Genomic DNA, 26,219 nt, shown 5'->3' on the forward strand with positions numbered 1-26,219 from the left:
GTGGGCGGCGTTGTGATGTAGGTAAGCCTCTCCTTATCATCGTCATATGTTGACTCCAGGGGGCGTCGTCGTCACGGGTGCGGCGTCGGGCATCGGGCGCGCCGTCGCACTCCGGCTCGCGGCGCAGGGCGCGCCGGTCGCGCTCGTCGACCGCGACGCGACGGGGCTCTCGGCGACGGCCGCCGCGGCGGAGCGGACGACCGGTGCCCCGGTGCTGACGCTGGTGGCCGACGTGACGTCCGACGGCGAGGTGGCGGCGGCACTGGGGACGGCGCACGACCGGTTCGGACCGCTCGCGGGCCTGGTCACCGCCGCCGGGGTGCTGGAGCCCGGCGGTCTCGCCGACGTGTCCCGGGCCAGCTGGGACCGCCATCTCGCGGTCAACACGACGGGCGTGCTGCACTGCTTGCAGCGCGGCGCACCCCTGCTGCGCGACGGCGCGGCGGTCGTCGTCGTGAGCTCCAACGCCGCCCGCGTACCGCGCACCGGGATGCTCGCCTACGCCGCGTCGAAGGCCGCGACCTCGGCGCTCGCGAGGTGCGCGGGCCTCGAGCTCGCCGGGCGCGGCATCCGGTGCAACGTCGTGGAGCCGGGGAGCACCGACACCCCGATGCAGCGAGCGCTGTGGCCGGATCCGCTGGTGGGAGCCCACGTGGCGGTCGAGGGCGACCCTGGGTCGTTCCGCGTCGGCATCCCGCTCGGCAGGCTGGCCGAGCCCGAGGACGTGGCGGCCACGGTGTGCTTCCTGCTCTCGGACGACGCCCGCCACGTGACCCTCCAGCAGCTCTACGTCGACGGAGGTGCGTCGCTGTGACGACGCTGACCACCTCGCGGCGCGACACCGCGCACGCGCCCTGCGCCCGGCCGCCCGTCGTCTTCACCGGCCTGGACGGCCCGTCGGGCGGCGACGTCCTGGACACGTGGACGACGAGCCGCTCGGACGAGGCGTGGGCGCGCGCGGTCGCGGACCGGCTCGGGACCGACGAGCGCGCGTACGTGTCGCTGTCGTTCGCACCGGGCGGTCCGGCCGTGGCCCACCGGGTCGCGGCGCGGCCCGTCCGCGTCTCCGGCACCGCGGTGCCGCTCGCCGACGTCCCCGGTGCCGCGGCGCTGCGCCACGACGTCGTGGCCGTCCCCGACGAGGCGACGTTCGCCGAGCACGTGCGCGTCGCGCTGGACCGGATCGAACGCGGAGCGCTCGAGAAGGTCGTGCTGGGACGGTGCCTGGACGTCGTCAGCGAGCCGCCGCTCGACCCCGCCGTCGTCGTCGCCCGCCTGCTCGCAGACCCGCCCGGTCCGCACGTCTTCTGCCTCCCGCTCGGCGACGACGTGCGCGGGCCGTTGCTGCTCGGGGCCAGCCCGGAGCTGCTGGTGCGCCGCACAGGCCCGGAGGTCCGCAGCACACCTCTGGCCGGATCCGCCCCGCGCGCGGACGACCCGCGCGTCGACGCCGAGCGCGCCGAGGCGCTGCAGGACTCCGCGAAGGACCTCGCGGAGCACGCGTTCGTCGTCGATGCGATCCGCGACGTCCTCGGACCGCTGTGCGTCGAGCTCCACGCGGACGACCGGCCGCACCTCGTGCGCACCGACACCATGTGGCACCTCGCGACGCCGGTCGTCGGCCGGCTCGCGCCCGGGGCGCCCTCGGCTCTCGCGCTCGCCCGCATGCTGCACCCGACGCCCGCGGTGGGCGGCGTCCCCACGAGGGCGGCGCTCGACACGGTGGACGAGCTCGAGGGCGACCTGCGCGGCCACCTCGCGGGCAGCGTCGGCTGGGTCGACGGCGCGGGGGACGGCGAGTTCGCCGTCACGATCCGCGCGGGCGTGCTGCACGGTGCCCGGCTGCGGCTGTTCGCCGGCGCCGGCGTCGTGGCGGGTTCCGACCCGGGGGCCGAGGTGCGCGAGACGCGCGCCAAGCTGTCGACGATGGCGCGGGCGGTGGGGCTGTGAGGTCGGCGCCCGCTCCCTTCGTCACGTGGCCGGTCGAGGAGCGCGGACGGTTCCGGGCCGCCGGGTACTGGACCGACGAGACGTTCGCCGACCTCGTGACCGACCGCACGGACCGGTTCGCGGACCGGCTCGCGCTCGTCGCGACGGGATCGCGCGGGGGCGAGGTGCGCTGGACCTACGCCCGGCTCGGGCAGGAGGCCCGGCTCGCGGCCGGCCGCCTCGCCGCCGCACGCGTCGAACCGGGTGACCGCGTCGTCGTCGCGCTGCCCAACGTCGCCGAGCACGTCGCCGTCGTGCTCGGGTGCTTCCTGCTCGGCGCCGTCCCCGTGATGGCGCTCGCCGGTCACCGCGAGCTCGAGCTCACGCACTTCTGCGCGGTGGCCGACGCCGCCGCGCTCGTCGTGTGCGGCGACACCGACGGGACGGACCACCTCGCTATCGCGGCTCTCGTGCGCAGCCGGGTCGCCGAGCGCGGCCTGCGGCCACCGGTCGTCGTCGACGTGCAGCGGTGGGGCCCGGCCGACACCGTCGTACCCGCCCCTGTCCCCCGCACGCACGCCGACGACCTGGGGCTGCTCCAGCTGTCCGGCGGGACCACCGGCGTCTCCAAGCTCATCCCCCGCACGCACGCCGACTACCTGTACTCGGTCCGGGCGTCGGTGGAGATCTGCGACGTCGACGCATCGACGGTCGCGCTGGTCACGCTGCCCGCCGGGCACAACTTCTCGCTCAGCTCGCCCGGTGTCCTCGGCGTGCTGCACGCGGGCGGCACGGTGGTCCTCGCGCGTGACCCGAGCCCGCGCACCGCGTTCCGGCTGATCGAGCGCGAGCGGGTCACGACCGCCGCCCTCGTGCCACCCCTCGCGCAGGCATGGCTCGCGGCGGCCCGGCGCCGGTCGCCCGACCTGTCGAGCCTGCGCACCGTGCAGGTCGGCGGTGCGAGGCTCGCCGACGCCGTGGCGGGCGAGATCGAGCCCGTGCTCGGCGCACGGCTCCAGCAGGTCTTCGGCATGGCGGAGGGCCTGGTCTGCTACACGCGGGACGACGACGCCGACGAGCTGGTCCGCACGACGCAGGGCAGGCCGATCAGCGCGGACGACGAGATCAGGGTGGTCGACGCGGACGACGGTGACGTGCCCGACGGCACAGAGGGGAGCCTGCTCACGCGCGGTCCGTACACGATCCGCGGCTACTACGGCGCGGGCGAGGCCGACGAGGCGTCGTTCACCGCCGACGGCTTCTACCGCACGGGCGACCGCGTGCGGCGGCTCGCGTCGGGGCACCTCGTCGTGACCGGCCGGGACAAGGACCAGATCAACCGCGGCGGCGAGAAGGTGTCGTGCACCGAGGTCGAAGGCGTGGTGCTCACGCACCCGGCCGTGCGCGACGCCGTGGCTGTCGGGCTGCCCGACCCGTACCTGGGCGAGCGGGCGTGCCTCGTCGTGCGGCTCGAGCCGGACGCCCCGGCGGCGCTCGACGCCCCGGCCGAGCTCGCCGCCTACCTGCGCGCCGCGGGGCTGGCGACCTACAAGATCCCCGACGAGGTGGTCGTCGTCGACGAGCTGCCCGCGACGAACGTCGGCAAGAACAGCCGCCGGGACCTGCGACGGCTGCTCACCGAACGCCTCGTCGCACGCTGACCCGACGCGCACCCCACCCGCACGCGGTCGCCGACCGCCCGCACATCCCGGAGCCCAGCATGGCCCTGCCGACGTCGATCGACTACGCCTCTCCCGTCCCGCCGCGACGCCCGCTGCCCACGAGCCGAGCCGACTGGGCGCTCGAGCCCGCGCGCGCAGCCGTCCTCGTGCACGACCTGCAGCGCTACTTCACGCGGCCGTACGCCCCGGGAAGCGCGGCGCTCGGCGACGCCGTGGCCGCGACGGCCGCGGTGCTCGACGCGGCACGACGCGCGGGTGTGCCCGTGCTCTACACCGCGCAGCGCGGCGACCAGGACCCGCTCGAGCGGGGGCTGCAGCGCGAGCTGTGGGGACGGGGCATGTCGTCGGCACCGCAGGACACCGAGATCCTGCCGGAGGTCGCGCCGCAGCCCGGCGACACCGTGCTCGTCAAGCACCGGTACAGCGCGTTCGCCCGCAGCGACCTCGCTGCCCGGCTCGCCGCCGCCGGCCGCGACCAGCTGGTGCTGACCGGGGTGTACGCGCACATCGGCATCACCGCGACCGCGCTCGATGCGTTCCAGCGCGAGGTGCGGCCGTTCCTGGTGGCCGACGCGGTCGCCGACCTCGGGGCCGAGCAGCACGCGCGCACGCTCGACCACGTCGCGGCGTGCTGCGGTGTGGTGACCACGGCGGACGACGTCGTGCGGCGACTCGAGGCCGCCGCGCTGGGGAGCACCCTCGATGGCGCGGACGACGACGAGCTCGACGTCGTGCTGCGCTCCGCGCTCGCTCGCGTGCTCCCGCCCGAGGTCGTCGAGCGGGCGTTCGCGCAGCCGGGGACCGACCTGTTCGAGCTCGGGCTCAGCTCGCTCGTCGCGTTCGAGCTGCTCGACGACCTGGCCGACTCCGGGCTCGATGTCGACTTCGGCGACTTCACCCGCAGGCCCACGATCGAGCACCTGCGCGAGCGCGGGCACGAGCGCGACGCCGCGACGGCCCGATGACGCTCCTGGCCACCGCCCGGGAGCCCGGCTCGCCGGGCGCCGCCGAGACCGACGCCCGGACGGGTGCTCACGACTCCGACCACGCGTGGCTCCCGCTCACCGCGGCGCAGCGCGGCGTGTTCTTCGCGCACCAGCTGGACCCCACGAACCCGTGCTGCACGACCGCGGAGGTGGCCGAGCTCGACGGGCGCCCCGACGCAGCACGGCTCGCCGCGGCGCTGGGTGCGGCCTACGCGGAGCACGAGCAGCTCCGGGTGGACCTGCGGATCACGGCCGACGGGCCGCAGCAACGCGTGCGCGCGGCCGCACCGGTGCCCGTCGCGGTCGTCGAGGCGCGGTGCGAGCAGGACGCCCACGACTGGTTGCGCGCGGACCTCGCGCGGCCGCTCGACGTCATGGCCGGCGAGCTCACGCGGACGGCGCTCGTCGCCCTGCCCGACGGGCGGCACTGGTGGTACCACGCCGCGCACCACGTGGTCCTCGATGGGTACGGCGCGCAGCAGCTCCTGCGACGCGCGGCCGAGCTGTACGCGGGGGCCGCCCCCGGGAGCGTCCCGAGCCTCGCCTCGGTCGTCGCGGCCGAGCCTGCACCCGACGACGCGGCGCGACGGTGGTGGCACGAGCGGCTGCGGGACGCCACCGGCACAGGGTCGCTCACGGCGCGCACCGCCCGGCCGTCCGGGGCCCCCGTGCGGCACACCGTGGTGCTCGACGAGGACCGGCAGCGCCGTGTCGCCGAGGGCGCGAGGCGGCTGGGCGCGAGCCTGCAGGACGTGCTGGTCGCGGCTGTCGCGACCTACGTCGCACGCATGACGAGGGCACGTTCGTCGCGCGTGGGGATCGCGCTGATGAACCGGTCCCTCGCGGGCGTCGGCGCCCTGGTGACCGCCCGCACCGTGTGCACCGCGGTCAACGTGCTCCCGGTCGAGGTCCCCGCAGAGGGTCCGCTGGGCGCGGTCCTCGACGCGACCGCACGCGCGCAGGCGGACCTGCGGCTGCACCCGTTCGTGCGGCAGGAGGACCTCGCGCGCGAGCTCGAGCGCGAGCGGCCAGGGGCGCGCCTGTTCGGCGTGCAGGTCAACCTCGTCCCGCTCGACCTGGAGCTCGTGCTCGCGGCGCCGTCGGACGATCGGCCGGCCGGTGCGGCGGAGGGCACCGAGCGGGAGGTCGTGCGGGGAACCGTGCGCAACCTCGTGGCCGGACCGGTCGAGGACATGACGGTGACGCTCCGCGGCGTGCCAGGGCGTGGTCGGCACGTGCGGCTCGAGCTCGACGCGAACCCCGCGCTGCACGACGAGGAGGACGTCCGGCGCCACGCCGAGCGTCTCGTGGACTGGCTCGAGACCCTCGCCGGGGCGAGCCGGGCCGACGAGGTCGACGACCTCGACCTCGTCGGCCCGCGCGAGCGCGAGCTCGTCGTCGGCACGTTCAACGCCACCGACCACCCGCGCACGTCCGCGACCCTGGGCCGGCGGTTCGCCGCGCAGGCTGTGGCGACGCCCGGTGCGACCGCGCTCGTGCACGGCGACGCGTCACGGACGTACGACGACCTGCTCGCTGCGGCGCAGCGCGTCGCGGCGGGCCTGCGCGACCGCGGGGTCGGTCCGGGCGACGTCGTCGGCGTCGCCCTGCCGCGGTCGTTCGCGCTGTTCGAGACGGTCCACGCGATCGCGCTGCTCGGCGCCGTCTACCTCCCGCTGGACCCGGACCTGCCGCCCGCGCGCACGGCGTCGATGGTGCAGGACGCCGGCGCGACGATCGTCGTGACCCCCGACGACGTCCCCGCCGGCACCGGCCCGGTCGAGATCCCCGACGACGTCGACGCGCCCGCGTACGTGCTGTTCACGTCCGGCTCGACGGGTCGCCCCAAGGGCGTCGTCGTCGGCCACCGCGCGATCGACAACCGCCTCGCGTGGATGCAGCACCACCTCCCGCTGCACGCGGGCGACCGGGTGCTGCACAAGACCCCGATCTCGTTCGACGTGTCCGTGTGGGAGCTGTTCTGGCCGCTGCAGGTGGGCGCGACGGTCGTCGTGGCCGATCCGGGCGCCCACCGCGACCCGCGCGCGATCGCCGACCTCGTGGTCACGCACCACATCGGGACGCTGCACTTCGTGCCCTCGATGCTGCGCGCGCTGCTGGCGGACCGCACGAGCCGCGAGCGCGTCGCGCAGGGCCGTGTGCGCACCCTGGTCACGAGCGGTGAGGCGCTCGCCCCCGACCTCGTGCAGGGCGCGCGCGAGTCGTTCGGCGTCACGCCCGTGAACCTCTACGGCCCGACCGAGGCCGCGATCGACGTGACGAGCTGGGACTGCGTCGGCGACGAGGACGACGTGCCGATCGGGCGCCCCGTGTGGAACACGGCCTGCTACGTGCTCGACGAGCGGCGACGCCCGCTGCCGGTCGGTGCCACCGGCGAGCTCTGGCTCGGCGGCGTCCAGCTCGCCGCCGGGTACGCGGGACGGCCGGACCTCACGGCGGAGCGCTTCGTGGACGACCCGTTCCGGCCCGGCGGTCGGATGTACCGCACGGGCGACCTCGCGGCGTGGCGACCCGACGGCGCGCTGCGGTACCTCGGACGCGTCGACGACCAGGTGAAGCTCCGGGGACAGCGCGTAGAGCTCGGTGAGATCGAGCAGGCGGTGGCCGGGACGCCGGGCACCGACGCGGTCGTCGCGGGGATGGTCGGCGAGCAGCTCGTCGTGTGGTTCGTGCCGACGGCCGGGTCCGACGGTGGTGCGGTGGTCGGTGCGCTGCGCGCCGCTGCCGAGGCACGCCTGCCCGCGTCGTTCCTTCCGCACCACTGGGTGCCCGTCGACGCGGTCCCCGTCACGACGAGCGGCAAGGCGGACCGCCCCGCGCTCGCGCGCACCCACCCGCCGGCCCCCGAGGCCACGGCGGGCTCCGGGCCCACCGGGTTCCTCGAGCAACGCGTGTGCGCGGCCGTCGCCGACGTCCTCGGTCTCGCGTCCGCGGGGCGCGACGACGACTTCTTCACCCTCGGGGGCGACTCCTTGTCCGTGCTGCGGCTCGTGGCGGCGCTCGACGACGACCTCGGCAGACGGCTCACGATCGCCGACGCCTTCGCGCACCCCACCCCGCGCGCGCTGGCACGACTCCTCGGGGACGGGGCCGGAGACGGCCACGCGATCGACGAGGTGCTCACGCTGCGGCCGGGCGCCGGTCGGACGCCGCTGTTCCTGCTGCCCCCGGCGGGCGGGCTCGGCTGGTGCTACGCCGGTCTGCTGCGCTCGCTGCCGCCCGACCTGCCCGTGCACACCGTCCAGGCCCCGGGGCTCGCCGAGGGACGACCCGACCCCGTGGCCGACCTGCACGCGCTCGCCGCACGGCAGCTCGCGGCCATCCGCACGGTCGTGGGCGACGGCCCGTTCCACGTCGCGGGCTGGTCGCTCGGCGGCATGGCGGCGCACCAGGTCGCCGCGACCGCGCGCGCCGACGGGCAGCACGTGGGCGCGGTCGTCCTGCTCGACGCCTACCCGGCCGAGCAGTGGTCGCACCTCGCGGAGCCCACGGAGCAGGACACGCTCGTGGGCGTGCTGCGGCTCGGTGGCCTCGACGCGGCCCCCGACGAGCCGCTGGACCGTGACGCGGTGCTCGAGCGGTTGCGCACGTCCGGCAGCGCGGTCGGCTCGCTCCCGGAGGCGACGCTCCGAGGGTGCGTCGTCTCGGTCGTCGAGGCGAGCAGGATCGTGCGGACGTCGGCGCACGACGTCCTGGAGGGCGACGCGACGCTCGTGGTCGCGGGCGCCCCGCGGCCCGAGACCTGGCTCGACCCGCGAGGCTGGGCCGCGCACGTGCGCGGCGAGCTGCGCGTGGTCGAGGTCGCCGCGTCGCACGGCGAGCTGGTCCGTCGGCCGGTCGCCGACGACGTCGGCGCCCTGATCGCCGCGCTCGTCACGTGAGCGAGCGCGTGGTCGTCCGGTTCGTGCGCACCGACGACGCGGCCGACGACCGCCTGCTGACGCCCGCGGAACGCACCCGGCGCGACCGGCTCGTGCACCCGGCCGACCGCGCCGCGTTCACCGCGGCGCACGTGCTCGTGCGCGAGTGCGCGGCGACGGCGCTCGGGATCGAGGCGCACGACGTCGACCTCGTGCAGCGCTGCGACACCTGCGGTGCGCGAGGGCACGGTCGCCCCGCGCTCGCGGACCGGCCCGACGTCGGCGTGAGCCTCTCCCACACGCGCGGCTGGGTCGCTGCGATCGCCGCGCTACGCGCCGGGTCGGGCCCGGTCCGGGTGGGGATCGACGTCGAGCTCGTGCGTCCCGTGCCCGCCTCCGCGTTCAGCGTCCGCGAACGTCGTTGGCTCCGGGGCCGGCCCGAGAACGACGCCACGGCCCTCTGGACGCGCAAGGAGGCCCTGGTGAAGTCGGGAGCCGGATCGCTCGAGCACGTCCGCGACCTCGACGTCCTGGGATCGACGCACCGGCCGCCCCGGGAGCCGGCCCGAACCGTCGAGGGTCGAGAGGTCCACGGGTGGTCGGGGCCGGGCGTCGTCGGCGCGTGGGCGAGCGACCTCCCGCTCACGTGAGCCGACGGCGTCCCCGGACCTCGGTCGGGACTCCGCGAGGGACCACGACGAGCCGGTCGGCTCGACCTGCCCTCGCGAAACGGTCGACGACGGCAGACACCGGGTCGACGAAGTGTGCCCAGTCGCTGTGGTGCACGGGGACGACGACCGCCTCGACGAGCAGGTCGGCGACGGCGCTCGCGCGAGCGGCGTCGAGCGTGAGCGGCTCGTCCGGGAACCGTCCCACGTCTGCCCCGCCGACGAAGAGCAGCGCGAGCTCGATCCCTCCGAAGCGACGGGCGATCGCGGCGACCACGTCGATCGACGCGTTGTCCCCGGACACGTAGACCGTCGGTTCCCCGGTGGCCTCGAGCACGAAACCTGTGACGTGACCCGTGAGCGCCTCGGCACCCTCGGGACCGTGCCGCGCGGGGACCGCAGTGACGACGACGTCGCCCAGGTCGACCTGCTCCCACGGCTCGAGCCCGCGAACACCTGTGATCCGCGCCGCGGCGTCCGGTGTGGAGAGCACGACCGGGACGCGTGCGAGAACGTCCCGACCCGCGTGGTCGAGGTTGTCGGCGTGCTGGTCGTGCGAGAGCAGGACCACGTCGATCGGGCCGAGGGCCTCGGGCTGCAGGGCGGGGCCCACGAGCTTGCGCAGCGTGACCCCGTTGTCGTAGTCGCCCGGCTGGTCGAAGGTCGGGTCCGTGAGGAACGTGCGTCCTGCGTACGTGAACGCGATCGTCGGACCGCCGACGAAGGTGGCGGTGGTGAGGACGTCGTCAGTGGTGGTGGTCATGGGGACGACGGTGCCGCACCCCGCTGCTCCGCCGACAGTGGCCCTGGAGACGTCTGTCGATAAGATCGGGCCATGCTCCACGAGGTCGCGGTCGTCGCGTTCCACGGCATCAGCTCGTTCCATCTCGCTGCACCGTCCGCCGTGCTCGGCGCGCAGGTCGACGGCTCGCTCCTCGAGCCCGGCGCGGGCGCGCCCGGTGTCGGCACGCCCGGCGAACGCGCCGCGCGCACGCTGCCGTACCGGGTGACCGTGTGCGCGGAGCGGCCCGGCGGGATCTCCACCACCGCCGGGTACGACGTCGTCGTGCGCCGCGGGCTCGACGCGGTCGCGACGGCCGACACCGTCGTCCTGCCGAGCTGGGACCTCGGTGCCGAGCCCTCGGAGGTGCTGCTCGACGCCGTGCGCGGCGCGCACGCTCGCGGTGCACGTGTCGTCGGACTGTGCCTCGGTGCGTTCGTCGTCGCCGCGTCGGGGATCGCGGACGGTCGAGAGGTCGCCACCCACTGGCACGCCGCCGACGAGCTCGCGTCGCGCTACCCCGCGGTCCGGGTGCGGTCAGACGTGCTGTGGTGCGACGACGGCGACGTCGTGACGTCCGCGGGTGTCGCCGCCGCGCTCGACTGCTGCCTGCACGTCGTCCGCTCGGACCACGGTGAGCGGGTCGCGTCCGCCGTGGCCCGCTCGCTCGTGCTCGCACCGCACCGCGACGGCTCGCAGGCACAGTTCATCCCCGCTCCCGTCGCCGCTGCGCCGGGACCCGACCCTCTCGAGACGGCGATGGCCTGGGCGTCGTCACGGCTCGACGCGCCGCTCGACCTCGACCGCTGGGCACGCGAGGCGACGATGTCGCGACGCACGTTCACGCGCCGCTTCCGCGCCCGCACGGGCACGAGCCCGGCACAGTGGCTGCTCGAGCGGCGGCTCACGCATGCCCGGCTGCTGCTCGAGACCTCGACGATGCCGGTCGAGTCCGTCGCCCGCGCCTGCGGGTACACGACGGCGGCCGCGCTACGGCAGCACTTCTCGGCGCGCTACGGCACGAGCCCCAGCCGGCACCGCGACGCGTTCGGCGCTACGCCTCCACCACGACGGGGATGATCATCGGCCGGCGACGCAGACGGTTCGACACCCAGCGTCCGACGACCCGACGCATCACCTGCTGGAGCTGGTGCGTGTCCGTGGCGCCGCCCAGGATCGACTCCTCCAGCGCGCGCGTCACGTCCGGGAGGATCTCCTCGAACACCGCGTCCTGCTCGGCGAACCCACGCGCGTGGATCTGCGGACCCGCGAGCACCTTGCCGTCCGCCGACGACACGACCGCGAAGATCGAGATGAACCCCTCGTCGCCGAGGATGCGCCGGTCCTTGAGCTCGGCGTCGGTGATCTCGCCGACCGACGAGCCGTCGACGTACACGTACCCGCACGGCACGGCTCCCACGACGGACGCGACGCCGTCGACGAGGTCCACGACCACGCCGTCCTCGGCGAGCACCACACGGTCCGCCGGCACGCCCGTCTGCACCGCGAGCGCAGCGTTCGCGACGAGGTGACGCACCTCGCCGTGCACGGGCATGACGTTCTTGGGCCGCAGGATGTTGTAGCAGTACAGGAGCTCGCCCGCCGAGGCGTGGCCCGAGACGTGCACCTTGGCGTTGCCCGAGTGCACGACGCGCGCGCCGAGCCTCGTCAGGCCGTTGATCACGCGGAAGACGGCGTTCTCGTTGCCCGGGATGAGCGACGACGCCAGGATCACCGTGTCACCGGGTCCGACCGAGACCTTGTGGTCGTTGTTCGCGATGCGCGACAGCGCGGCCATGGGCTCGCCCTGCGAGCCGGTGCACATGAGCACGATCTCGTCGTCCGGCAGGTCGCCGACCCGCTTGAGGTCGATCAGTACGTCGTCGGGCACCTTGAGGTAGCCGAGGTCCGCCGCGATCGCCATGTTGCGCACCATCGAGCGGCCGACGAGCGCGACGCGCCGCCCGTGCGCCGCGGCGGCGTCGAGCACCTGCTGCACGCGGTGCACGTGCGACGAGAACGACGCGACGATGATCCGCTTGCCCGACTCGGCGAACACCTGGTCGAGCACCGGACCGATGCCGCGCTCCTGCGCGACGAACCCCGGGACCTCGGCGTTGGTGGAGTCGACCATGAACAGGTCGACGCCCTTCTCCCCCAGCCGCGCGAACGCCCGCAGGTCGGTGATGCGGCCGTCGAGCGGCAGCTGGTCCATCTTGAAGTCGCCGGTGTGCAGCACGGTGCCGGCGCTCGTCGTCACCGCGACGGCCAGCGCGTCCGGGATCGAGTGGTTCACCGCGACGAACTCGCACGAGAACGCGCCGAGCTGCTCGGTCTGCCCCTCCTTGACCGCGAGCGTCAGCGGCGCGATGCGGTGCTCCTTGAGCTTCGCCTCGACGAACGCGAGCGTGAGCTGCGACCCGACGAGCGGGATGTCACGGCGCAGCCGCAGCAGGTACGGCACGGCGCCGATGTGGTCCTCGTGACCGTGCGTGAGGACGATCGCGTCGATGTCGTCGAGCCGGTCCCGGATGTAGTCGAAGTCCGGGAGGATCAGGTCGACGCCGGGCTGGTGGTCCTCGGGGAACAGCACGCCGCAGTCGATGACGAGCAGGCGTCCGCCGTGCTCGAGCACGGCCATGTTGCGGCCGACCTCGCCGAGGCCGCCCAGGGCGACGATGCGCAGGGCTCCGTCGGCGAGCGGCGGCGGGGTGGTCAGCTCGGGGTGGGGGTGACTCATGGAGCTCCTGGTCTCAGGCCAGCGCTGCGTCCAGCAGGCCGGCGGCGCGCAGCCCTGCGCGGATGTCGTCGACGTCCTGCTCGGACGCCGGCACGTACGGGAGCCGCACCGAGCGGCTCGGGATCAGTCCGAGGACCTCGAGCGCGGCCTTGGCGAAGACCGCCTGGAAGCCTGCGCCGTTGATCGCCTGCACGGCGGGGGTCGTCGTGCGGTACAGCTCGAGGGCCCGGACGTGGTCGCCCGCGTCCCACGCGCGGATCATCTCCGCGAAGACGGCGCCGACGACGTGAGTCGCGACGCCGACGACCCCGCACGCCCCGTGCGCGAGAAATGGCAGTGTCAGGGCGTCGTCGCCGCAGTACCAGGCCAGCCCGGTGCGCGCGGTCATGTCCGCGACGGAGGCGACGTCGCCGCTCGCGTCCTTCATGGCGATCACACGGTCGTGCGCCGCGAGAGCGTCGATCGTCGCGGGCGCCATGCGCACCCCGGCGCGACCGGGGACGTCGTAGAGCATGACGGGCAGGTCGGTCGCGTCGGCGACCGAGGTGACGTGCAGCGCGAGTCCGGGCTGGGAGGGCCGGGAGTAGTACGGGCTCACGACGAGCAGCCCGTGGGCGCCCGCCTCCGCCGCCTGCTCGGCCATCCGCACGGCGTGCAGCGTGTCGTTCGAGCCGGCGCCGGCGACGACGTACGCGCGGTCGCCCACGGCCTCGACGACGGCCTCGACCAGCTCGGCCTTCTCAGGCGCGTGGGTGGTGGGCGCCTCGCCCGTCGTGCCGTTGAGCACGAGTCCGTCGTGGCCGTTGTCGACCAGGTGCTTCGCGAGCGAGACCGCCGCGTCGAGGTCGATCTCGCCGTCGGACATCGGCGTGACCATCGCGGACAGGACGGCCCCGAACGGGCGGGAGCTCGACGTCACGTGCGGCATGGCCTCACCGTACCGCGACGAGGTGCACCGACGAGGCGGTGTTCACAGGGACGCCGACGAGGGCGCAGGCTGGAGCGCGAGAGCTCGCGAGAGCGCCTCGTGCGCCTGTGCAGGAGTGAGGCCGAGCTGCCGCGCGACGAGCGCGAGCGTGCGGGCCGACTCGTCGACGGCCGCGGGCGAGGGGCGACGTGCACCTGGGTCGAGCACCACCGTGCCGTGCCGACCGCCCGACGCGACCAGCCCGTCGCGCGCCAGCAGCTCGTAGACCCGGTTCACCGTCCCGCGCGCGATCCCGAGATCGGCGGCGAGCTGGCGGATCGACGGCAGACGGACCCCCGCGGTCAGCTCGCCCGACAGGACGAGGCGCTCGATCTGAGCTCGTAGCTGCTCGTACACCGGCACGGCCGATTCGGGATCGACCTCGACGATCATCGCGCGTCCCGCATCACGTCCGCGGTCGCGGACGGTGCTCCTGCATCCCATCGTCGAGACGGTCGCGGCGACGCCCGGTGCAGCGCGACGAACGCTGCGACGACGAGCGCCACCTCGACGACCGTCAACGCCGAGCCCACCGCTCCCGAGCCATCGGCCGGCAGGGCGCTCGTCGCCCACGCGAGCACGAGCAGCGCGATCGAGAGCTCGAGCCACGCGACGACCGTCGACGCGAATGCACGGATCCGGTCGTCGACGACCGCAGCACGACCGCTGAGCCCCGGTCGGGGGCGGGTTCGGACGGCACGCAGCGTCAGCTCGCTGACACCGACGACCAAGGCACCCAGCACGAGCGCCGTCGCAGTCGGTGCCGTCGCCTCGCCGAGCAAGAGGTCGGCGGCACCCAGTGCCGCCGCGAGCGACGCGCACACCCGCGCCGCCCGCACGACGCCCGGCCGTGCCGCGGGCCGGTGCGGTTCGAGCGAGGCCCGCAGCCGCCCGGACGGCCTCGCGATGCGATAGGTCTCGGCCGACAGCGACCCGACGACGACCCCGGCGATGCCGAGGAAGAGCACGTCACCGAGGGGGTTGCGCTCGCCGATCGAGAATCCCACGGTCTGATAGGTCGAGAGCCCGACGACCACCGCGACGGACACACCGACGAGACCTCCGACGAGGCGGTGCAACCTGTGCCGTCGCAGGTAGGACGCGTACACGGCCCCTTCCTGGGTGCGGACGTCCGTCGAGCCGGCGATCCAGGCGACGTCCCTTGCGACGACCGGTGCGGGGCGCGGGTACAGGACGGCGGCGACGGAGGCGGCGAGGAGCAGTCCGACGAGGGCAGCTACGACGACCGGCATCACTGGCATCCGCTTCCCTCCCGTTCCATCTGGCTCAATGTCACAGTACATTGGGCCAATGTCCTCGGCAACGGTCACCGACGAGCAGCTCCGTGCCCTCGTCCCCGTCCGCTCCACCGCGCGCACGGTCGTCGCGGTCGTCCTGGTGCTCGCCGCGCTCGTCGGGGCGTCGTTCGCACCCCGGCTGCTCCGCGCCGACGTCCTGCCGAGCCAGAGCACGGGTGGCTGGGTGCGCACGGGCGACGGTGCGGTCGTCGCCACCTCCGAGGTCTCCGGCGCCACCTGGCCGTGGGCCCGGATCGACGGTGTCGCGACTCAGCCCGGCGCCGAGGTGATCGGGTGGTGGATCGTCCGGGGCCCCTCACCGCAGCTCCCGGAGGACCCCGCGACGCTCGACGACGTCCTCACGTCGGTCGGAGCGCGCGACGCGACGAACCATCGGGTCGCCTACGGCGAGCACGCGGTGGTCGTCGTCGCGTGGCGCGTCACGGACTGCGAGCAGCTGCAGGTCGACGTCACGCGGCTCGAGCTCTCCGCGCCCTTCGCGGGGAGATCCGAGCAGGAGGCCACGATGCTCATGTCGCCGGCCAGCGACCTCGAGGGGTTGCAGCAGGCCGGCGTGTGCGACTGACCCGTCAGGCGCGCACGTACGTCTCGAAGCGGTACGGCACGTCGTCGCTCGACATGTGCCACCCGTCGACCGGGTCGCTCGCGGCCTCGCGCCACTCGTCGTCCGCGAGCCCGGGTGCCCACGTGTCCCCCGCCACGTCCGCCTCGACGACCGTCACCTCGACGCGGTCGGCGACCGCGAGCGCCTGTTCGTACACCTGCCCGCCGCCGATGACCCACGCGTCGTCGTCCGCGACGAGCGCGAGCGCCGCGTCCAGCGACGCGACGACCTCCGCGCCCGGCGCCTCGAACCCGGCGGTGCGCGAGAGCACCACGTTGCGCCGGCCAGGCAGCGGTCGGAACCGGTCGGGCAACGACTCCCACGTCGTGCGGCCCATGATCACGGGGTGGCCGGCCGTCAGCGTGCGGAACCGCGCCATGTCCTCGGGCAGGTGCCACGGCAGCCCGCCCCCGGCGCCGATGACGCCGTCGGGGGTCTGGGCCCAGATGAGTGCGACGCTCACACCGCCACCGGAGCCTTGATCGTCGGGTGGTGCTGGTAGCCCACGACCTCGACGTCGTCGAACGTGTAGTCGAAGACCGACGGCGCGCGCCGCAGGTTCAGCGTCGGCGGCGCGTAGGGCTCTCGCGACAGCTGCTCGCGCACCTGCTCGACGTGGTTGTCGTACACGTGGCAGTCGCCGCCGGTCCACACGAAGTCGCCGACCTCGAGATCGGCCTGCTGCGCGACCATGTGGGTCAGCAGGGCGTAGGACGCGATGTTGAACGGCACGCCGAGGAACATGTCCGCCGAGCGCTGGTACAGCTGGCAGGAGAGCCGGCCGTCGGCGACGTAGAACTGGAAGAACGCGTGGCACGGCGCGAGCGCCATGCGCGGGATGTCCGCGACGTTCCACGCCGAGACGACGTGCCGGCGCGAGTCGGGGTCGCGGCGCAGGTTCTCGACGAGCTGCGCGACCTGGTCGACGTGCCCGCCGTCGGGCGTGGGCCACGATCTCCACTGCACGCCGTACACGGGTCCGAGGTCGCCGTCGGGGCCCGCCCACTCGTCCCAGATCCGCACGCCGTTCTCCTGCAGCCAGGCGACGTTCGAGTCGCCGCGCAGGAACCACAGCAGCTCGTACACCACCGACTTCAGGTGCACGCGCTTGGTCGTGACGAGCGGGAAGCCCTGCGCGAGGTCGAACCGCATCTGGTGGCCGAAGAGGCTGCGCGTCCCTGTGCCGGTGCGGTCCGCCTTGGGCGTCCCGGTCTCGAGCACCAGGCGCAGCAGGTCCTCGTAGGGGGTGCTGACGGGCAGGCTGACGGGCGTGGGGGCCGGAGCCGACGACGACATGGTCGCCATCGTACGTTCGCGCTCGCGCCGTCGGGCGCCCGGCGCGCGAACGTGTGCGACAGTGACCCGCGTGAGCACGACGACCGACCGCGACGACGTCCGGGCGGCGATCCGGCAGGCCGTCTCGGTCGCCGCCGCGACAGGCCTGTACGGGGTCTCGTTCGGGGCCCTGTCCGTCGTCGCGGGCCTCGACCTCGCGCAGACCATGGCTCTGTCGCTGCTGATGTTCTCCGGCGGCTCGCAGTTCGCGTTCATCGGGGTGGTCGGCTCGGGCGGCACGGCGACCGCGGCCGTCGCGACCGCGGGGCTGCTCGGCGTGCGCAACGGTCTGTACGGCCCGCAGGTCGCGCCACTGCTCGGCGCGCGCGGCGTGCGCCGGCTCGTGGCCGCGCAGCTCACGATCGACGAGTCCACCGCGGTGGGCACCGCGCACCCGCCCGGGCCGGCCGCGCGCGCGGGGTTCTGGTGGACGGGTGTCGGTGTGTTCGTGCTGTGGAACCTGTTCACGCTCGGCGGCGCGCTGCTGGGTGACGCGCTCGGGGACCCGCGCCGGTATGGCCTCGACGCGGCGGCTGCTGCGGCGTTCCTCGCGCTCGTGTGGCCACGTTTCTCCGGCCGGTACGCGTCGCTCGCGCGGCTCGTCGGCGGCGCGGCTGTCCTGGTGGCTCTCGCGACGACACCCGTCCTGCCGGCGGGCGTGCCCGTGCTGCTGGCGGCGGCCGTCGCGATCCTCGTCGGGCTCCTCGCCCCGGACGACGGCCGGACCGACGAGCCGCCCGGCCCGGGTGCCACGGAGGCCGCCGCATGAGCCCCACCCTCACCTGGGTCGCCGTGCTCGTGGGCGCAGCGGTGGTGTTCGCGACGAAGCTGCTCGGGCACCTGGTCCCCGAGCACTGGCTCGCGCGGCCGCGCGTCGCACGCACCGCGGCGCTCGTCACCGTCGCGCTGCTGTCCGCCCTCGTCGCCGTGCAGGCGGTCGCGCAAGGTCGTTCGCTCGTGCTCGACGCACGCCTGCCGGCGCTCGCCGTCGCGGCGGTCGCCCTGCTGCTGCACGCACCGTTCGTGGTCGTCGTCGTGCTCGCGGCCGTGACGGCGGCGGTGCTGCGCGCGCTCGGTATGCCCTGAGGCCCGGGATGCCCTCGGCCCGGCGCCGTCGCGGCGCCGGGCACGATCGGAGGCCCTCGTTCGTTGGCGTGGTGCCCATCCCGACGAGGCCACCGGGCCCCGACCCGAAGGACACCCCCGTGCCGCACACGCAGCCGACCACGACGCCGACCCCGCAGGCGCCCGCCACCCGAGGTTCGACCCTCGGCTCCCTCATCTTCCTGTCCCGCTGGCTGCAGGTGCCGCTCTACCTCGGCCTGATCGTCGCGCAGGCGGTCTACGTCTGGCAGTTCATGAAGGAGCTGTGGCACCTCGCGCACGGCGTCTTCTCCGGGCACGGGCTGAGCGAGGGCGAGATCATCATCGCCGTCCTCGGCCTGGTGGACGTCGTGATGATCGCGAACCTGCTCATCATGGTGATCGTCGGAGGCTACGAGACGTTCGTCTCCCGCATCCGGCTCGACAACCACCCCGACCAGCCCGAGTGGCTCTCGCACGTCAACGCGAACGTGCTCAAGACGAAGCTCGCGATGTCGATCATCGGCATCTCGTCGATCCACCTGCTGCGCAGCTTCATCGAGGCGGGTGCCACGGTGCAGAGGCCGCACGGCGGCGAGGCGCTGCTGTGGCAGACCGTCATCCACCTGACGTTCATCGTCTCGGCCGTCGCGCTCGCGTGGATCGACAAGATGTCGGTCAAGCACCCACCCCGGCCGCGGCCGGGCGTCGCGCGCGTCGACGCAGCCGACGACGGCCCGCCGGCCGAGCCGGTGGCGCCCCGCGAGCCTGTGGGTGCGACACTCGCCTGATGCCGCTGTTCACCGACACCGCCGACGTCTCCGTCCGCCCCGCCGTCCCTGGCGACGAGCGGGCGATCGCTCAGGTGCAGCTGGCCGCATGGCGGCTCGCGCACACCGGTGCGCTCGGAGCGGCCGCGCTCGACCTGCTCGACACCGACCAGGTCGCCGGCCAGTGGTCTGCCGCGATCACCGACGCGCCGGCAGGGCACCGCGTGCTCGTGGCGTGCGCCGGGCCCCGTGTCGTCGGCTTCGTCGCGACGGCTCCCGTGCCCGGACCCGAGGGCGACGCGCCCGGCGGCGTGGTGCTCGCGCTCGAGGTCACGCCCGACGAGCAGCGCGGCGGGCACGGCTCGCGCCTGCTCGCCGCCGCGGTCGACCTCCTGCGCGAGGACGGCGCCGACCAGGTGCACACGTGGGTGCTCGACGACGACCCGGCCCGCGAGCAGTTCCTCGCGGGGGCGGGCCTGGGCCCGGACGGCACGGACCGCGACGTGGCTACCGGCACGGGGCCCGACGGCGAGGACCGCACGGTGCGCGAGCACCGGTGGTGGGCGACGGTCTGACGACCGGGCCGGCAGTGCGCGGACGTCAGTCCGCGGGCCGAGCTGCCTTCCCGCGGTGCAGCCTGTGGGCCGTGCGCAGCGACTCGCGCGCGCGGCGGCGGTCCCCTGCCGCGTCGTACGCGAACGCCAGGTGGTACCACGAGCGCCAGTCGTCGGGCTCCGCCTCGGCCCGGTCGCGCGCCGGCTCGAACGCCTCGCGCGCCGCGGCGCGGTCGATGCGGCCGCCGGGCGACCGCGGCAGCTCGTCTACCGGGAGCTCGTCGGCCTCCGCCAGCTCGTCGGCCATGCGCTGCACGTCCACCGCGAGCGACCACTCGCGCCACACGAGCCAGACCACGAGCACCGGGAGCACCCACAGCGCGGCCCCCAGGACCACGGCCACGGGCTCGCCCGTGCGCACCAACGCGGTGGCGCGAACCGCCACGACCCAGAGGTAGATGCCCAGCAGCACGGTGACCAGCACGGCCCCGAGGACCGCTCCGCCGCGTGCGCGCCGCGCCGCCATCAGAGATCGAGCAGGTGCTCGAGCCCGACCGTCAGGCCCGGGCGGCGCCCCACCTGCCGCACGCCCAGCAGGACCCCCGGCATGAAGCTCACGCGGTCGAACGAGTCGTGCCGGATCGTGAGCTGCTCGCCCGCGTTGCCCAGCAGGATCTCCTCGTGCGCGACGAGGCCGCGCAGCCGCACCGCGTGCACGCGCACGCCGTCGACGTCCGCGCCGCGCGCGCCGTCGAGCGTCTGGGTCGTCGCATCGGGCGACGGCGCGACGCCGGCTGCAGCCCGAGCGGAGGCGATCGCCTGCGCGGTGTGCCGCGCGGTACCCGAGGGCGCGTCGACCTTGTCGGGATGGTGCAGCTCGACGACCTCGACGCTCTCGAACCAGCGCGCAGCGCGCGCGGCGAACGACATCGCGAGCACAGCGCCCAGCGCGAAGTTCGGCGCCACGAGCACCCCGACGCCCGGGCGATCGGCCAGGTGGTCGCGCACGCGCACGAGGGCCGCCTCGTCCCACCCGGTCGTCCCCACCACCACGTGCACCCCGGCGTCGACGAGCGCGTGCACGTTCTGCTCGGTCACCGCGGGGACGGTGAAGTCGACCGCGACGTCGGCGCCGGCCGCTGCGGACAGGTCGTCGCCAGCGTCGAGCGTCGCGACGAGCTCGAGGTCGTCCGCCCCCTGCACGGCCTTGACGACGGTGGACCCCATGCGGCCGGCCGCGCCCAGCACGGCCACCTTGATGCGCTCGCTCACGGTCAGCCAGCCTAGACGCTGCTCAACCTCGGTCGGTGCGGTGCCGATGGTGGGTGGTGAGCACCATCACGGCGGTTGTCCGATACACCCGCCGTCCCCTGGCCGCCCTCACCGCGGTCTTCGTCTGCGTCCTCCTGCCGGCCTGGGCGATCTGCGCGGTCGACGCCTACACGTGGAGCCGCGCGGGCGACGGGGCAGTCCCCTGGACCCCGCTCGGATCGGTCACCTGGACCTGGTCCCACGCCTGGCCCTGGGCGCTGGCGGTCACGCTCTGGTGCGTCGTCGTGTGGGTCGCCACCGCGGAGCAGGCCCGGCGCGGCGCACGCCGTCGCTGGGTGCCGTTCGGCATCACCGCCGCGATCCTGGTGCTCTGGTCGACGCTCGGGCTCGTCGGCGCGACGACCCGGGACCTGTTCGCCGTCGACCAGGACCCGAGCGCATGGGCCACGACCGGCTACAGCCTCGGATGGCCGGGCCCCGCCGACCACGCCCCGCTCACGTGGAGCGCGGGCGACCGGGTCGCACTCTCGCCCGACGCGCGGTTCTTCCATCTTCCCGACGTGACGGCGCACATCAGGTTGCCGATCGTCACGCCCCTGGTCGCGCTGGTGGCCGTGTGGTTCGTCGCGCTCGTCGCGGGGCGGGGCGTGAGCATCTCGTCCACCACGTCGACGTGGCCGTCCAGGGCCCTGGCCGTGGTGGCGCTCGGCCTGCCCGCGGTGGCGGCGCTCGGTGCCGCGACCTGGGCGGCGTCGGGCGACGTCGGGGGCTCGTGGGACCGCGCGCACGTCGCGCTCGATCTCCGTCCTGTGGCGCTGGCGATGCTCGTCGGCGTCCTGACCGTCGGCGCCGGACGCGTCGGATGGGCTGTGACCGTCGCGATGATCACCCCGTGGACGCTGCGACACGTGCACAGCTGGTGGGAGCAGCAGGTCGACCAGATCGGTGTCGTGGCGCTCGGCGGCCTCGGCGCGGTCCTGCTCGCGTCCTGCATCGTCCCGGCGGCGCGGGCCGTGGGGCGTCTGGACGGCGCTCCCGAGCAACCCGCCGAGCACACGGTGGTCGTCTCGTGACCGGACCGGCTCTCGTTCACGCGAGAGCCGCGGCGAGCGACTCCTCGATCCTGCGCAGCTCCGCGGGCGCGCAGCCGACGGTGCGCTCGACCTCGCGCGGCGCGTGGCCCGCGTCCGCGTACCAGCGCACGGCCCGCAGCACGGCCTCGGGCACGACGACCCCCGGCCCGACCGCCTCACGCACGAACCCCGAGAACCGCACGGCCGCGAGGTACTGCGCGGGCTCGACACCGAGGTAGCGCAGGGACCAGCGGAACAGGTCGCTCACCGTCACCTCGGCGGCGCGGGCGAGGTCGGCCGCGGCGACGAGCCCGCGTTCGCGATCTGCGACGTGCAGCACGTGCGCGAAGCGGTCGAGGTCCTCGTCGTGGACCACCAGCCGCGCGAGCTCGTCGGTCAGCAGCCTCGCGGCCCCGAGCCCGTCACCACCCTCGAGCAGGCGGGCCGCCTCGGCGAGAGCCGCCGTGCCGACGATCGCCTCGGGGTCGGCCCACCGGTCCACGAGCAGGTCGCTCGCACCCGTCGCCGCCAGCGCCTGGGGTGCGAGCTGCAGCCCCAGTCGTACCGTGCCCGCGGGCTGCACCCGCACCGCGGCGTGGCGCATGATGCCCCGCACCCCCGTGCCGTCCGGGCGCGTCGAGCCGTCCGGCACCCGGGCGAGCGTCCCGGTCGGGCCGACGACGAGCTGCAGCAGCCCTCGCCCGTCAGGTAGCAGGACCTCGCGACTCGGCTCGTCGTGCCGCACGACCCAGGCGTGCTCGACGAGCCCCGGCAGCACGACGTCGTGGCGGGAGTAGACGACCTGGTCGACGGGCATGCCTCATCATCGCCCGTCGGACGTCCGGGCGGGAGCCCGTGCGGTGATCTGTGGACGCCGCCGCACCGTCCTGAACCCTCCGGTCAGTCCCCGAACGGCCCGACGCGCACGACGGAACGCGGCAGCGACGCGAGCTCGCCCGCGAGCTCCTGCACGTCGGCCGCCGTCACGGCCCGCACGCGCTCGAGCGACTCGTCGAGGCTCAGCAGCGACCCGTGGACCAGCTCGGCCTTGCCGAGCCGGCTCATGCGCGAGCCGGTGTCCTCCATGCCGAGCACGAGCCCGCCGGACAGCTGCCCGATCGACCGCTCGAGCTCGGACGCCGTGATCGGGCTGTCCGCGAGGCGCTCCCACTCCGCGACCATGAGCGCGACGACCTCGTCGATCTTTCCGGGCGTGCACCCGGCGTAGACGCCGAAGTACCCGGTGTCCGAGTGCCCCGACGCGAAGGAGTACGTCGAGTACGCGAGCCCGCGCCGCTCCCGGATCTCCTGGAACAGCCGCGAGGACATGCCGCCGCCGAGCACCGCGTTGAGCACGGACAGCGTGAAGCGCCGCTCGTCGGTCGCGGTCAGGGCCGTGCAGCCGACGATGACGTTGGCCTGCTCGGTGTGCCGACGCACGGACCGCTCGACGCCGACGGGCGGGATGCCCGCCTCGCCGGCGTGCAACGCGTCGACCGCGAGCCGGCGCCCGCGCGGGGCGGCGTCGGCCGCGAGGTCCCAGCCGCCGTCGGCCAGGGCCCGCTCGACCTGCGCGCACAGCGCGTCGTGGTCGACTCCCCCGGCTGCGCTCACGACGAGCGTCGAGGGCTGGTAGTGCCAGCGGTAGTGCTCCCACACCGCGTCACGCGGGACCGCGCGGATCGTGTCGGGGGTGCCACCGATCGGGCGGCCCAGCGGGTGACCGCCCAGCACCGCCGCGGCGAACTGCTCGTGCACGACGTCGCTCGGGTCGTCGTCGTTCATCGCGAGCTCTTCGAGGATGACGCCGCGCTCGGTCTCGAGCTCGTCGCCGTCGAGGCGTGCGCTGGTGACCATGTCGGCGATGACGTCGACCGCCATCGGCAGGTCGTCGTCGAGCACACGCGCGTAATAGCACGTGTGCTCCTTGCCGGTGGCGGCGTTCGCCTCGCCACCGACGGCGTCGAACGCCTCCGCGATGTCCATCGCGGAGCGGCGCGCGGTGCCCTTGAACAGCAGGTGCTCGAGGAAGTGCGTCGAGCCGTGGTGGCCCGACTCCTCGTCACGCGAGCCGACGCCGACCCACGCACCCACGGTGGCCGAGCGCAGACCGGGCATGTGCTCGGTCAGCACCCGGACCCCGCCGGGCAGGACGGAACGACGCACGTGGGCGTCGCCGTCCTGCCCGACGGTCTGCTCGGACCCGGGCTGACCCGGGCTGACGAGCGGGAGGTCCAGCGGCACGTCAGGCGTCGGCCGGCTCGGCCGCGACGGAGTCCGCCGACTGCTCGTCGGACGGGGTCTCCTCGACCACGGCGTGCAGCGACAGCTTGCCGCGCGGGTCGATCTCACCGATCTCGACCTGGACCTTCTGGCCCACGGACAGCACGTCCTCGACGTTGTCCACGCGCTTGCCGCCGACGAGCTTGCGGATCTGCGAGATGTGCAGGAGCCCGTCCTTGCCCGGCGAGAGCGAGATGAACGCGCCGAAGGTCGTCGTCTTCACGACGGTCCCGACGAAGCGCTCGCCCACCTCGGGCATGTGCGGGTTGGCGATCGCGTTGATCGCCGCCCGCGCGGCCTCCGCCGACGGACCGTCGGTGGCGCCGATGTAGACCGTGCCGTCGTCCTCGATCGAGATGTCGGCGCCGGTCTCGTCCTGGATCTGGTTGATCATCTTGCCCTTGGGGCCGATGACCTCGCCGATCTTGTCGACGGGGACCTTCACCGTGATGACGCGGGGCGCGAACGGGCTCATCTCGTCCGGGACGTCGATCGCCTCGGCGATGACGTCGAGGATCGCGAGGCGAGCCTCCTTCGCCTGCGTCAGCGCGCCGGCCAGGACCGAGGCGGGGATGCCGTCGAGCTTGGTGTCGAGCTGGATCGCGGTGACGAAGTCACGCGTGCCGGCGACCTTGAAGTCCATGTCGCCGAACGCGTCCTCGGCGCCCAGGATGTCGGTGAGCGCGGCGTACCGCGTCTCCCCGTCGACCGTGTCGGACACGAGGCCCATCGCGATGCCCGCGACGGGTGCGCGCAGCGGCACACCGGCGTTGAGCAGCGACAGCGTCGAGGCGCAGACCGAGCCCATCGACGTCGAGCCGTTGGAGCCCAGAGCCTCCGAGACCTGGCGGATCGCGTAGGGGAACTCCTCGCGCGACGGCAGGACCGGCATGAGCGCACGCTCGGCGAGCGCCCCGTGACCGATCTCGCGACGCTTCGGCGAGCCCACGCGGCCCGTCTCACCCGTCGAGTAGGGCGGGAAGTTGTAGTTGTGCATGTAGCGCTTGCGCGTCTCGGGCGACAGCGTGTCGAGCTGCTGCTCCATGCGGAGCATGTTCAGCGTCGTGACGCCGAGGATCTGCGTCTCGCCACGCTCGAAGATCGCCGAGCCGTGCACGCGGGGCAGGACCTCGACCTCGGCCGAGAGCGTGCGGATGTCGCGCAGGCCGCGGCCGTCGATGCGGAAGCCGTCCGTGAGGATGCGCTGGCGGATGAGCTTCTTCTGCAGCGAGCGGTACGCCGCGGAGATCTCCTTCTCGCGACCCTCGAACTGGCCGGCGAGCTCGCCCGCGATCTCCGCCTTGATCTCGTCGAGGCGGTTCTCGCGCGTCTGCTTGTCGGCGATGCTCAGGGCCTCACCGAGACGCGCCGTGCCGGCGGCCTCGACCGCGGCGAAGGCGTCGTCCTGGTAGTCCGGGAACGTCGGGAAGACCTGGGTCTCCTTGGCGGCCTTGCTCGCGAGCTCGGCCTGCGCCTCGACGAGGACCTTGATGAACGGCTTGGCCGCCTCGAGGCCCTGCGCGACGATCTCCTCGGTCGGGGCCTGGGCGCCCTCGTCCTTGATGAGGTTCCACGACTTCTCGGGTGCCTCGGCCTCGATCATGGCGATCGCCACGTCGTCACCAACGACACGACCGGCGACGACCATGTCGAACGTCGCACGCTCGCGCTCGGAGTAGCGCGGGAACGCGACCCACTGGCCGTCGACGAGCGCGATGCGCACGCCACCGACCGGGCCGGAGAACGGCAAGCCCGACAGCTGCGTCGAGATCGACGCGGCGTTGATCGCGAGCACGTCGTACGCGTCGTCCGGGTGGATCGCCAGGACGGTGATGACGACCTGGACCTCGTTGCGCAGGCCCTTGACGAACAGGGGACGCAGCGGGCGGTCGACGAGGCGGCACGCGAGGATCGCCTCGGTCGAGGGACGGCCCTCGCGGCGGAAGAACGAGCCGGGGATCTTGCCGGCGGCGTACTGCCGCTCCTCGACGTCGATCGTCAGCGGGAAGAAGTCGAACTGGTCCTTGGGGTGCTTGCCGGCCGTCGTGGCCGACAGCAGCATCGTGTCGCCGTCCAGGTAGGCGGCGGCGGAGCCGGCGGCCTGCTTGGCCAGGCGGCCCGTCTCGAAGCGGACGGTGCGGGTGCCGAAGCGACCGTTGTCGATCACGGCCTCGGCGAACTGGATCTCGGGACCCTCCACGGGTGCCCTCCTTGTCCTCGAAGGCGCCGGCCGGTCGCGGCGGTCTTCGATCGAGGCCCGCGGACCGAGGTCCGAGAGCCACTACCGAGGAC

The 26,219-nt window shown here is 74.2% G+C and carries 25 protein-coding genes; 13 read left to right on the forward strand and 12 right to left on the reverse strand.

From position 1 onward, the window contains the following. Positions 1–46: 46 nt before the first annotated feature. The 6 genes from AW16_RS0105605 to AW16_RS0105630 are packed head-to-tail and all read left to right on the forward strand — an operon-like array spanning position 47 to position 9,128. Entirely contained in the window at positions 47–814 is a 768-nt protein-coding gene (locus tag AW16_RS0105605) for a 2,3-dihydro-2,3-dihydroxybenzoate dehydrogenase (RefSeq protein ID WP_029288849.1), read from the forward strand. After that, positions 811–1,950 (forward strand): isochorismate synthase MenF, encoded by a 1,140-nt coding sequence (locus AW16_RS0105610; RefSeq protein ID WP_051681691.1) that lies wholly within the window; start codon positions 811–813, stop codon positions 1,948–1,950. Before AW16_RS0105605 ends, AW16_RS0105610 begins: the two co-directional genes overlap by 4 nt. Beyond that, positions 1,947–3,590 (forward strand): (2,3-dihydroxybenzoyl)adenylate synthase, encoded by a 1,644-nt coding sequence (locus AW16_RS0105615; RefSeq protein ID WP_029288852.1) that lies wholly within the window; start codon positions 1,947–1,949, stop codon positions 3,588–3,590. Before AW16_RS0105610 ends, AW16_RS0105615 begins: the two co-directional genes overlap by 4 nt. Positions 3,591–3,649: 59 nt before the next feature. Further along, entirely contained in the window at positions 3,650–4,576 is a 927-nt protein-coding gene (locus AW16_RS16900; protein WP_081861476.1) for an isochorismatase family protein, read from the forward strand. Continuing rightward, positions 4,573–8,499, forward strand: coding sequence for a non-ribosomal peptide synthetase (locus AW16_RS0105625; RefSeq protein ID WP_034648157.1), 3,927 nt, complete (start codon positions 4,573–4,575; stop codon positions 8,497–8,499). The genes AW16_RS16900 and AW16_RS0105625 overlap by 4 nt, the downstream gene beginning before the upstream one ends. Continuing rightward, a complete protein-coding gene (locus tag AW16_RS0105630; protein ID WP_051681692.1) occupies positions 8,496–9,128 on the forward strand; it encodes a 4'-phosphopantetheinyl transferase superfamily protein in 633 nt (210 codons plus the stop codon). Before AW16_RS0105625 ends, AW16_RS0105630 begins: the two co-directional genes overlap by 4 nt. On the opposite strand, the gene AW16_RS0105635 is transcribed toward AW16_RS0105630, so the two are convergent. Next, the gene (locus AW16_RS0105635; RefSeq protein WP_029288860.1) at positions 9,121–9,909 is read right to left on the reverse strand and encodes an MBL fold metallo-hydrolase; all 789 of its coding nucleotides are present in this window, start codon (positions 9,907–9,909) and stop codon (positions 9,121–9,123) included. The genes AW16_RS0105630 and AW16_RS0105635 overlap by 8 nt on opposite strands. Before the next feature lie 72 nt (positions 9,910–9,981). Here AW16_RS0105635 and AW16_RS0105640 point away from each other — a divergent pair, with 72 nt between their 5' ends. Beyond that, entirely contained in the window at positions 9,982–11,007 is a 1,026-nt protein-coding gene (locus tag AW16_RS0105640; RefSeq protein ID WP_029288862.1) for a GlxA family transcriptional regulator, read from the forward strand. On the opposite strand, the gene AW16_RS0105645 is transcribed toward AW16_RS0105640, so the two are convergent. The 4 genes from AW16_RS0105645 to AW16_RS0105660 are packed head-to-tail and all read right to left on the reverse strand — an operon-like array spanning position 10,982 to position 14,887. Then, positions 10,982–12,667, reverse strand: coding sequence for a ribonuclease J (locus AW16_RS0105645; protein ID WP_029288864.1), 1,686 nt, complete (start codon positions 12,665–12,667; stop codon positions 10,982–10,984). The two genes, AW16_RS0105640 and AW16_RS0105645, sit on opposite strands and share 26 nt — an antisense overlap. Positions 12,668–12,680: 13 nt before the next feature. Then, positions 12,681–13,595: a 4-hydroxy-tetrahydrodipicolinate synthase gene (dapA, locus tag AW16_RS0105650; protein ID WP_029288867.1), complete on the reverse strand. Its 915-nt coding sequence runs from the start codon at positions 13,593–13,595 to the stop codon at positions 12,681–12,683. Between the two features lie 42 nt (positions 13,596–13,637). Then, the gene (locus AW16_RS0105655; RefSeq protein ID WP_029288869.1) at positions 13,638–14,027 is read right to left on the reverse strand and encodes a GntR family transcriptional regulator; all 390 of its coding nucleotides are present in this window, start codon (positions 14,025–14,027) and stop codon (positions 13,638–13,640) included. After that, complete coding sequence (locus AW16_RS0105660; protein WP_034648158.1) at positions 14,024–14,887, reverse strand: hypothetical protein; 864 nt, start codon at positions 14,885–14,887, stop codon at positions 14,024–14,026. The genes AW16_RS0105655 and AW16_RS0105660 overlap by 4 nt, the downstream gene beginning before the upstream one ends. Positions 14,888–14,945: 58 nt before the next feature. On the opposite strand from AW16_RS0105660, the gene AW16_RS0105665 reads away from it, so the two are divergent. After that, positions 14,946–15,518, forward strand: coding sequence for a hypothetical protein (locus tag AW16_RS0105665; protein WP_029288872.1), 573 nt, complete (start codon positions 14,946–14,948; stop codon positions 15,516–15,518). A gap of 4 nt (positions 15,519–15,522) precedes the next feature. Here the strand turns inward: AW16_RS0105665 and AW16_RS0105670 are convergent, their stop codons facing one another. Together AW16_RS0105670 and AW16_RS0105675 are read right to left on the reverse strand one after the other, a co-directional pair. Further along, the gene (locus AW16_RS0105670) at positions 15,523–16,020 is read right to left on the reverse strand and encodes a dihydrofolate reductase (protein WP_029288874.1); all 498 of its coding nucleotides are present in this window, start codon (positions 16,018–16,020) and stop codon (positions 15,523–15,525) included. Next, entirely contained in the window at positions 16,017–16,853 is an 837-nt protein-coding gene (locus AW16_RS0105675; protein WP_034648159.1) for a thymidylate synthase, read from the reverse strand. The genes AW16_RS0105670 and AW16_RS0105675 overlap by 4 nt, the downstream gene beginning before the upstream one ends. Before the next feature lie 70 nt (positions 16,854–16,923). Here AW16_RS0105675 and AW16_RS0105680 point away from each other — a divergent pair, with 70 nt between their 5' ends. The 4 genes from AW16_RS0105680 (at position 16,924) to AW16_RS0105695 (ending at position 19,320) form a co-directional block, all read left to right on the forward strand. Next, the gene (locus tag AW16_RS0105680) at positions 16,924–17,661 is read left to right on the forward strand and encodes an AzlC family ABC transporter permease (RefSeq protein WP_051681698.1); all 738 of its coding nucleotides are present in this window, start codon (positions 16,924–16,926) and stop codon (positions 17,659–17,661) included. Then, positions 17,658–17,978 (forward strand): AzlD domain-containing protein, encoded by a 321-nt coding sequence (locus AW16_RS0105685; protein ID WP_029288880.1) that lies wholly within the window; start codon positions 17,658–17,660, stop codon positions 17,976–17,978. Before AW16_RS0105680 ends, AW16_RS0105685 begins: the two co-directional genes overlap by 4 nt. Positions 17,979–18,097: 119 nt before the next feature. Then, on the forward strand, positions 18,098–18,766 hold the full coding sequence (locus AW16_RS0105690) for a TIGR00645 family protein (RefSeq protein ID WP_029288882.1): 669 nt from the start codon (positions 18,098–18,100) through the stop codon (positions 18,764–18,766). Further along, positions 18,766–19,320 carry a GNAT family N-acetyltransferase gene (locus tag AW16_RS0105695; RefSeq protein ID WP_029288884.1) on the forward strand — a complete coding sequence of 185 codons (555 nt, stop codon included), beginning with the start codon at positions 18,766–18,768 and terminating at the stop codon, positions 19,318–19,320. The genes AW16_RS0105690 and AW16_RS0105695 overlap by 1 nt, the downstream gene beginning before the upstream one ends. Before the next feature lie 25 nt (positions 19,321–19,345). On the opposite strand, the gene AW16_RS0105700 is transcribed toward AW16_RS0105695, so the two are convergent. Together AW16_RS0105700 and dapB are read right to left on the reverse strand one after the other, a co-directional pair. Continuing rightward, positions 19,346–19,825, reverse strand: a complete 480-nt coding sequence (locus AW16_RS0105700; RefSeq protein ID WP_029288886.1) for a hypothetical protein — start codon at positions 19,823–19,825, stop codon at positions 19,346–19,348. Beyond that, a complete protein-coding gene (gene dapB, locus AW16_RS0105705) occupies positions 19,825–20,571 on the reverse strand; it encodes a 4-hydroxy-tetrahydrodipicolinate reductase (RefSeq protein ID WP_029288888.1) in 747 nt (248 codons plus the stop codon). Before dapB ends, AW16_RS0105700 begins: the two co-directional genes overlap by 1 nt. Positions 20,572–20,627: 56 nt before the next feature. On the opposite strand from dapB, the gene AW16_RS0105710 reads away from it, so the two are divergent. Continuing rightward, the gene (locus tag AW16_RS0105710; protein WP_156044058.1) at positions 20,628–21,644 is read left to right on the forward strand and encodes a hypothetical protein; all 1,017 of its coding nucleotides are present in this window, start codon (positions 20,628–20,630) and stop codon (positions 21,642–21,644) included. A gap of 16 nt (positions 21,645–21,660) precedes the next feature. Here the strand turns inward: AW16_RS0105710 and AW16_RS16905 are convergent, their stop codons facing one another. The 3 genes from AW16_RS16905 to AW16_RS0105725 all read right to left on the reverse strand — a co-directional run bounded on the left by AW16_RS16905 (position 21,661) and on the right by AW16_RS0105725 (position 26,127). Further along, complete coding sequence (locus AW16_RS16905; RefSeq protein ID WP_034648160.1) at positions 21,661–22,461, reverse strand: hypothetical protein; 801 nt, start codon at positions 22,459–22,461, stop codon at positions 21,661–21,663. Positions 22,462–22,544: 83 nt separating this feature from the next. Next, positions 22,545–23,888: a pitrilysin family protein gene (locus AW16_RS0105720; protein WP_029288892.1), complete on the reverse strand. Its 1,344-nt coding sequence runs from the start codon at positions 23,886–23,888 to the stop codon at positions 22,545–22,547. Position 23,889: 1 nt separating this feature from the next. Further along, positions 23,890–26,127 (reverse strand): polyribonucleotide nucleotidyltransferase, encoded by a 2,238-nt coding sequence (locus tag AW16_RS0105725; protein WP_029288894.1) that lies wholly within the window; start codon positions 26,125–26,127, stop codon positions 23,890–23,892. Positions 26,128–26,219: the final 92 nt, after the last annotated feature.

Origin of the sequence: Cellulomonas sp. HZM, from assembly GCF_000708885.1 — a bacterium.
Taxonomy (GTDB): domain Bacteria; phylum Actinomycetota; class Actinomycetes; order Actinomycetales; family Cellulomonadaceae; genus Cellulomonas.

What these genes read in the sequence shown, in the direction of transcription:
- AW16_RS0105605 (WP_029288849.1), top strand. Translation starts at nt 47, where the DNA reads ATGTTGACTCCAGGGGGCGTCGTCGTCACGGGTGCGGCGTCGGGCATC.
- AW16_RS16900 (WP_081861476.1), top strand. Translation starts at nt 3,650, where the DNA reads ATGGCCCTGCCGACGTCGATCGACTACGCCTCTCCCGTCCCGCCGCGA.
- AW16_RS0105625 (WP_034648157.1), top strand. Translation starts at nt 4,573, where the DNA reads ATGACGCTCCTGGCCACCGCCCGGGAGCCCGGCTCGCCGGGCGCCGCC.
- AW16_RS0105635 (WP_029288860.1), bottom strand. Translation starts at nt 9,909, where the DNA reads ATGACCACCACCACTGACGACGTCCTCACCACCGCCACCTTCGTCGGC.
- AW16_RS0105640 (WP_029288862.1), top strand. Translation starts at nt 9,982, where the DNA reads ATGCTCCACGAGGTCGCGGTCGTCGCGTTCCACGGCATCAGCTCGTTC.
- AW16_RS0105645 (WP_029288864.1), bottom strand. Translation starts at nt 12,667, where the DNA reads ATGAGTCACCCCCACCCCGAGCTGACCACCCCGCCGCCGCTCGCCGAC.
- dapA (WP_029288867.1), bottom strand. Translation starts at nt 13,595, where the DNA reads ATGCCGCACGTGACGTCGAGCTCCCGCCCGTTCGGGGCCGTCCTGTCC.
- AW16_RS0105655 (WP_029288869.1), bottom strand. Translation starts at nt 14,027, where the DNA reads ATGATCGTCGAGGTCGATCCCGAATCGGCCGTGCCGGTGTACGAGCAG.
- AW16_RS0105660 (WP_034648158.1), bottom strand. Translation starts at nt 14,887, where the DNA reads ATGCCGGTCGTCGTAGCTGCCCTCGTCGGACTGCTCCTCGCCGCCTCC.
- AW16_RS0105665 (WP_029288872.1), top strand. Translation starts at nt 14,946, where the DNA reads ATGTCCTCGGCAACGGTCACCGACGAGCAGCTCCGTGCCCTCGTCCCC.
- AW16_RS0105675 (WP_034648159.1), bottom strand. Translation starts at nt 16,853, where the DNA reads ATGTCGTCGTCGGCTCCGGCCCCCACGCCCGTCAGCCTGCCCGTCAGC.
- AW16_RS0105685 (WP_029288880.1), top strand. Translation starts at nt 17,658, where the DNA reads ATGAGCCCCACCCTCACCTGGGTCGCCGTGCTCGTGGGCGCAGCGGTG.
- AW16_RS0105695 (WP_029288884.1), top strand. Translation starts at nt 18,766, where the DNA reads ATGCCGCTGTTCACCGACACCGCCGACGTCTCCGTCCGCCCCGCCGTC.
- AW16_RS0105700 (WP_029288886.1), bottom strand. Translation starts at nt 19,825, where the DNA reads ATGGCGGCGCGGCGCGCACGCGGCGGAGCGGTCCTCGGGGCCGTGCTG.
- AW16_RS16905 (WP_034648160.1), bottom strand. Translation starts at nt 22,461, where the DNA reads ATGCCCGTCGACCAGGTCGTCTACTCCCGCCACGACGTCGTGCTGCCG.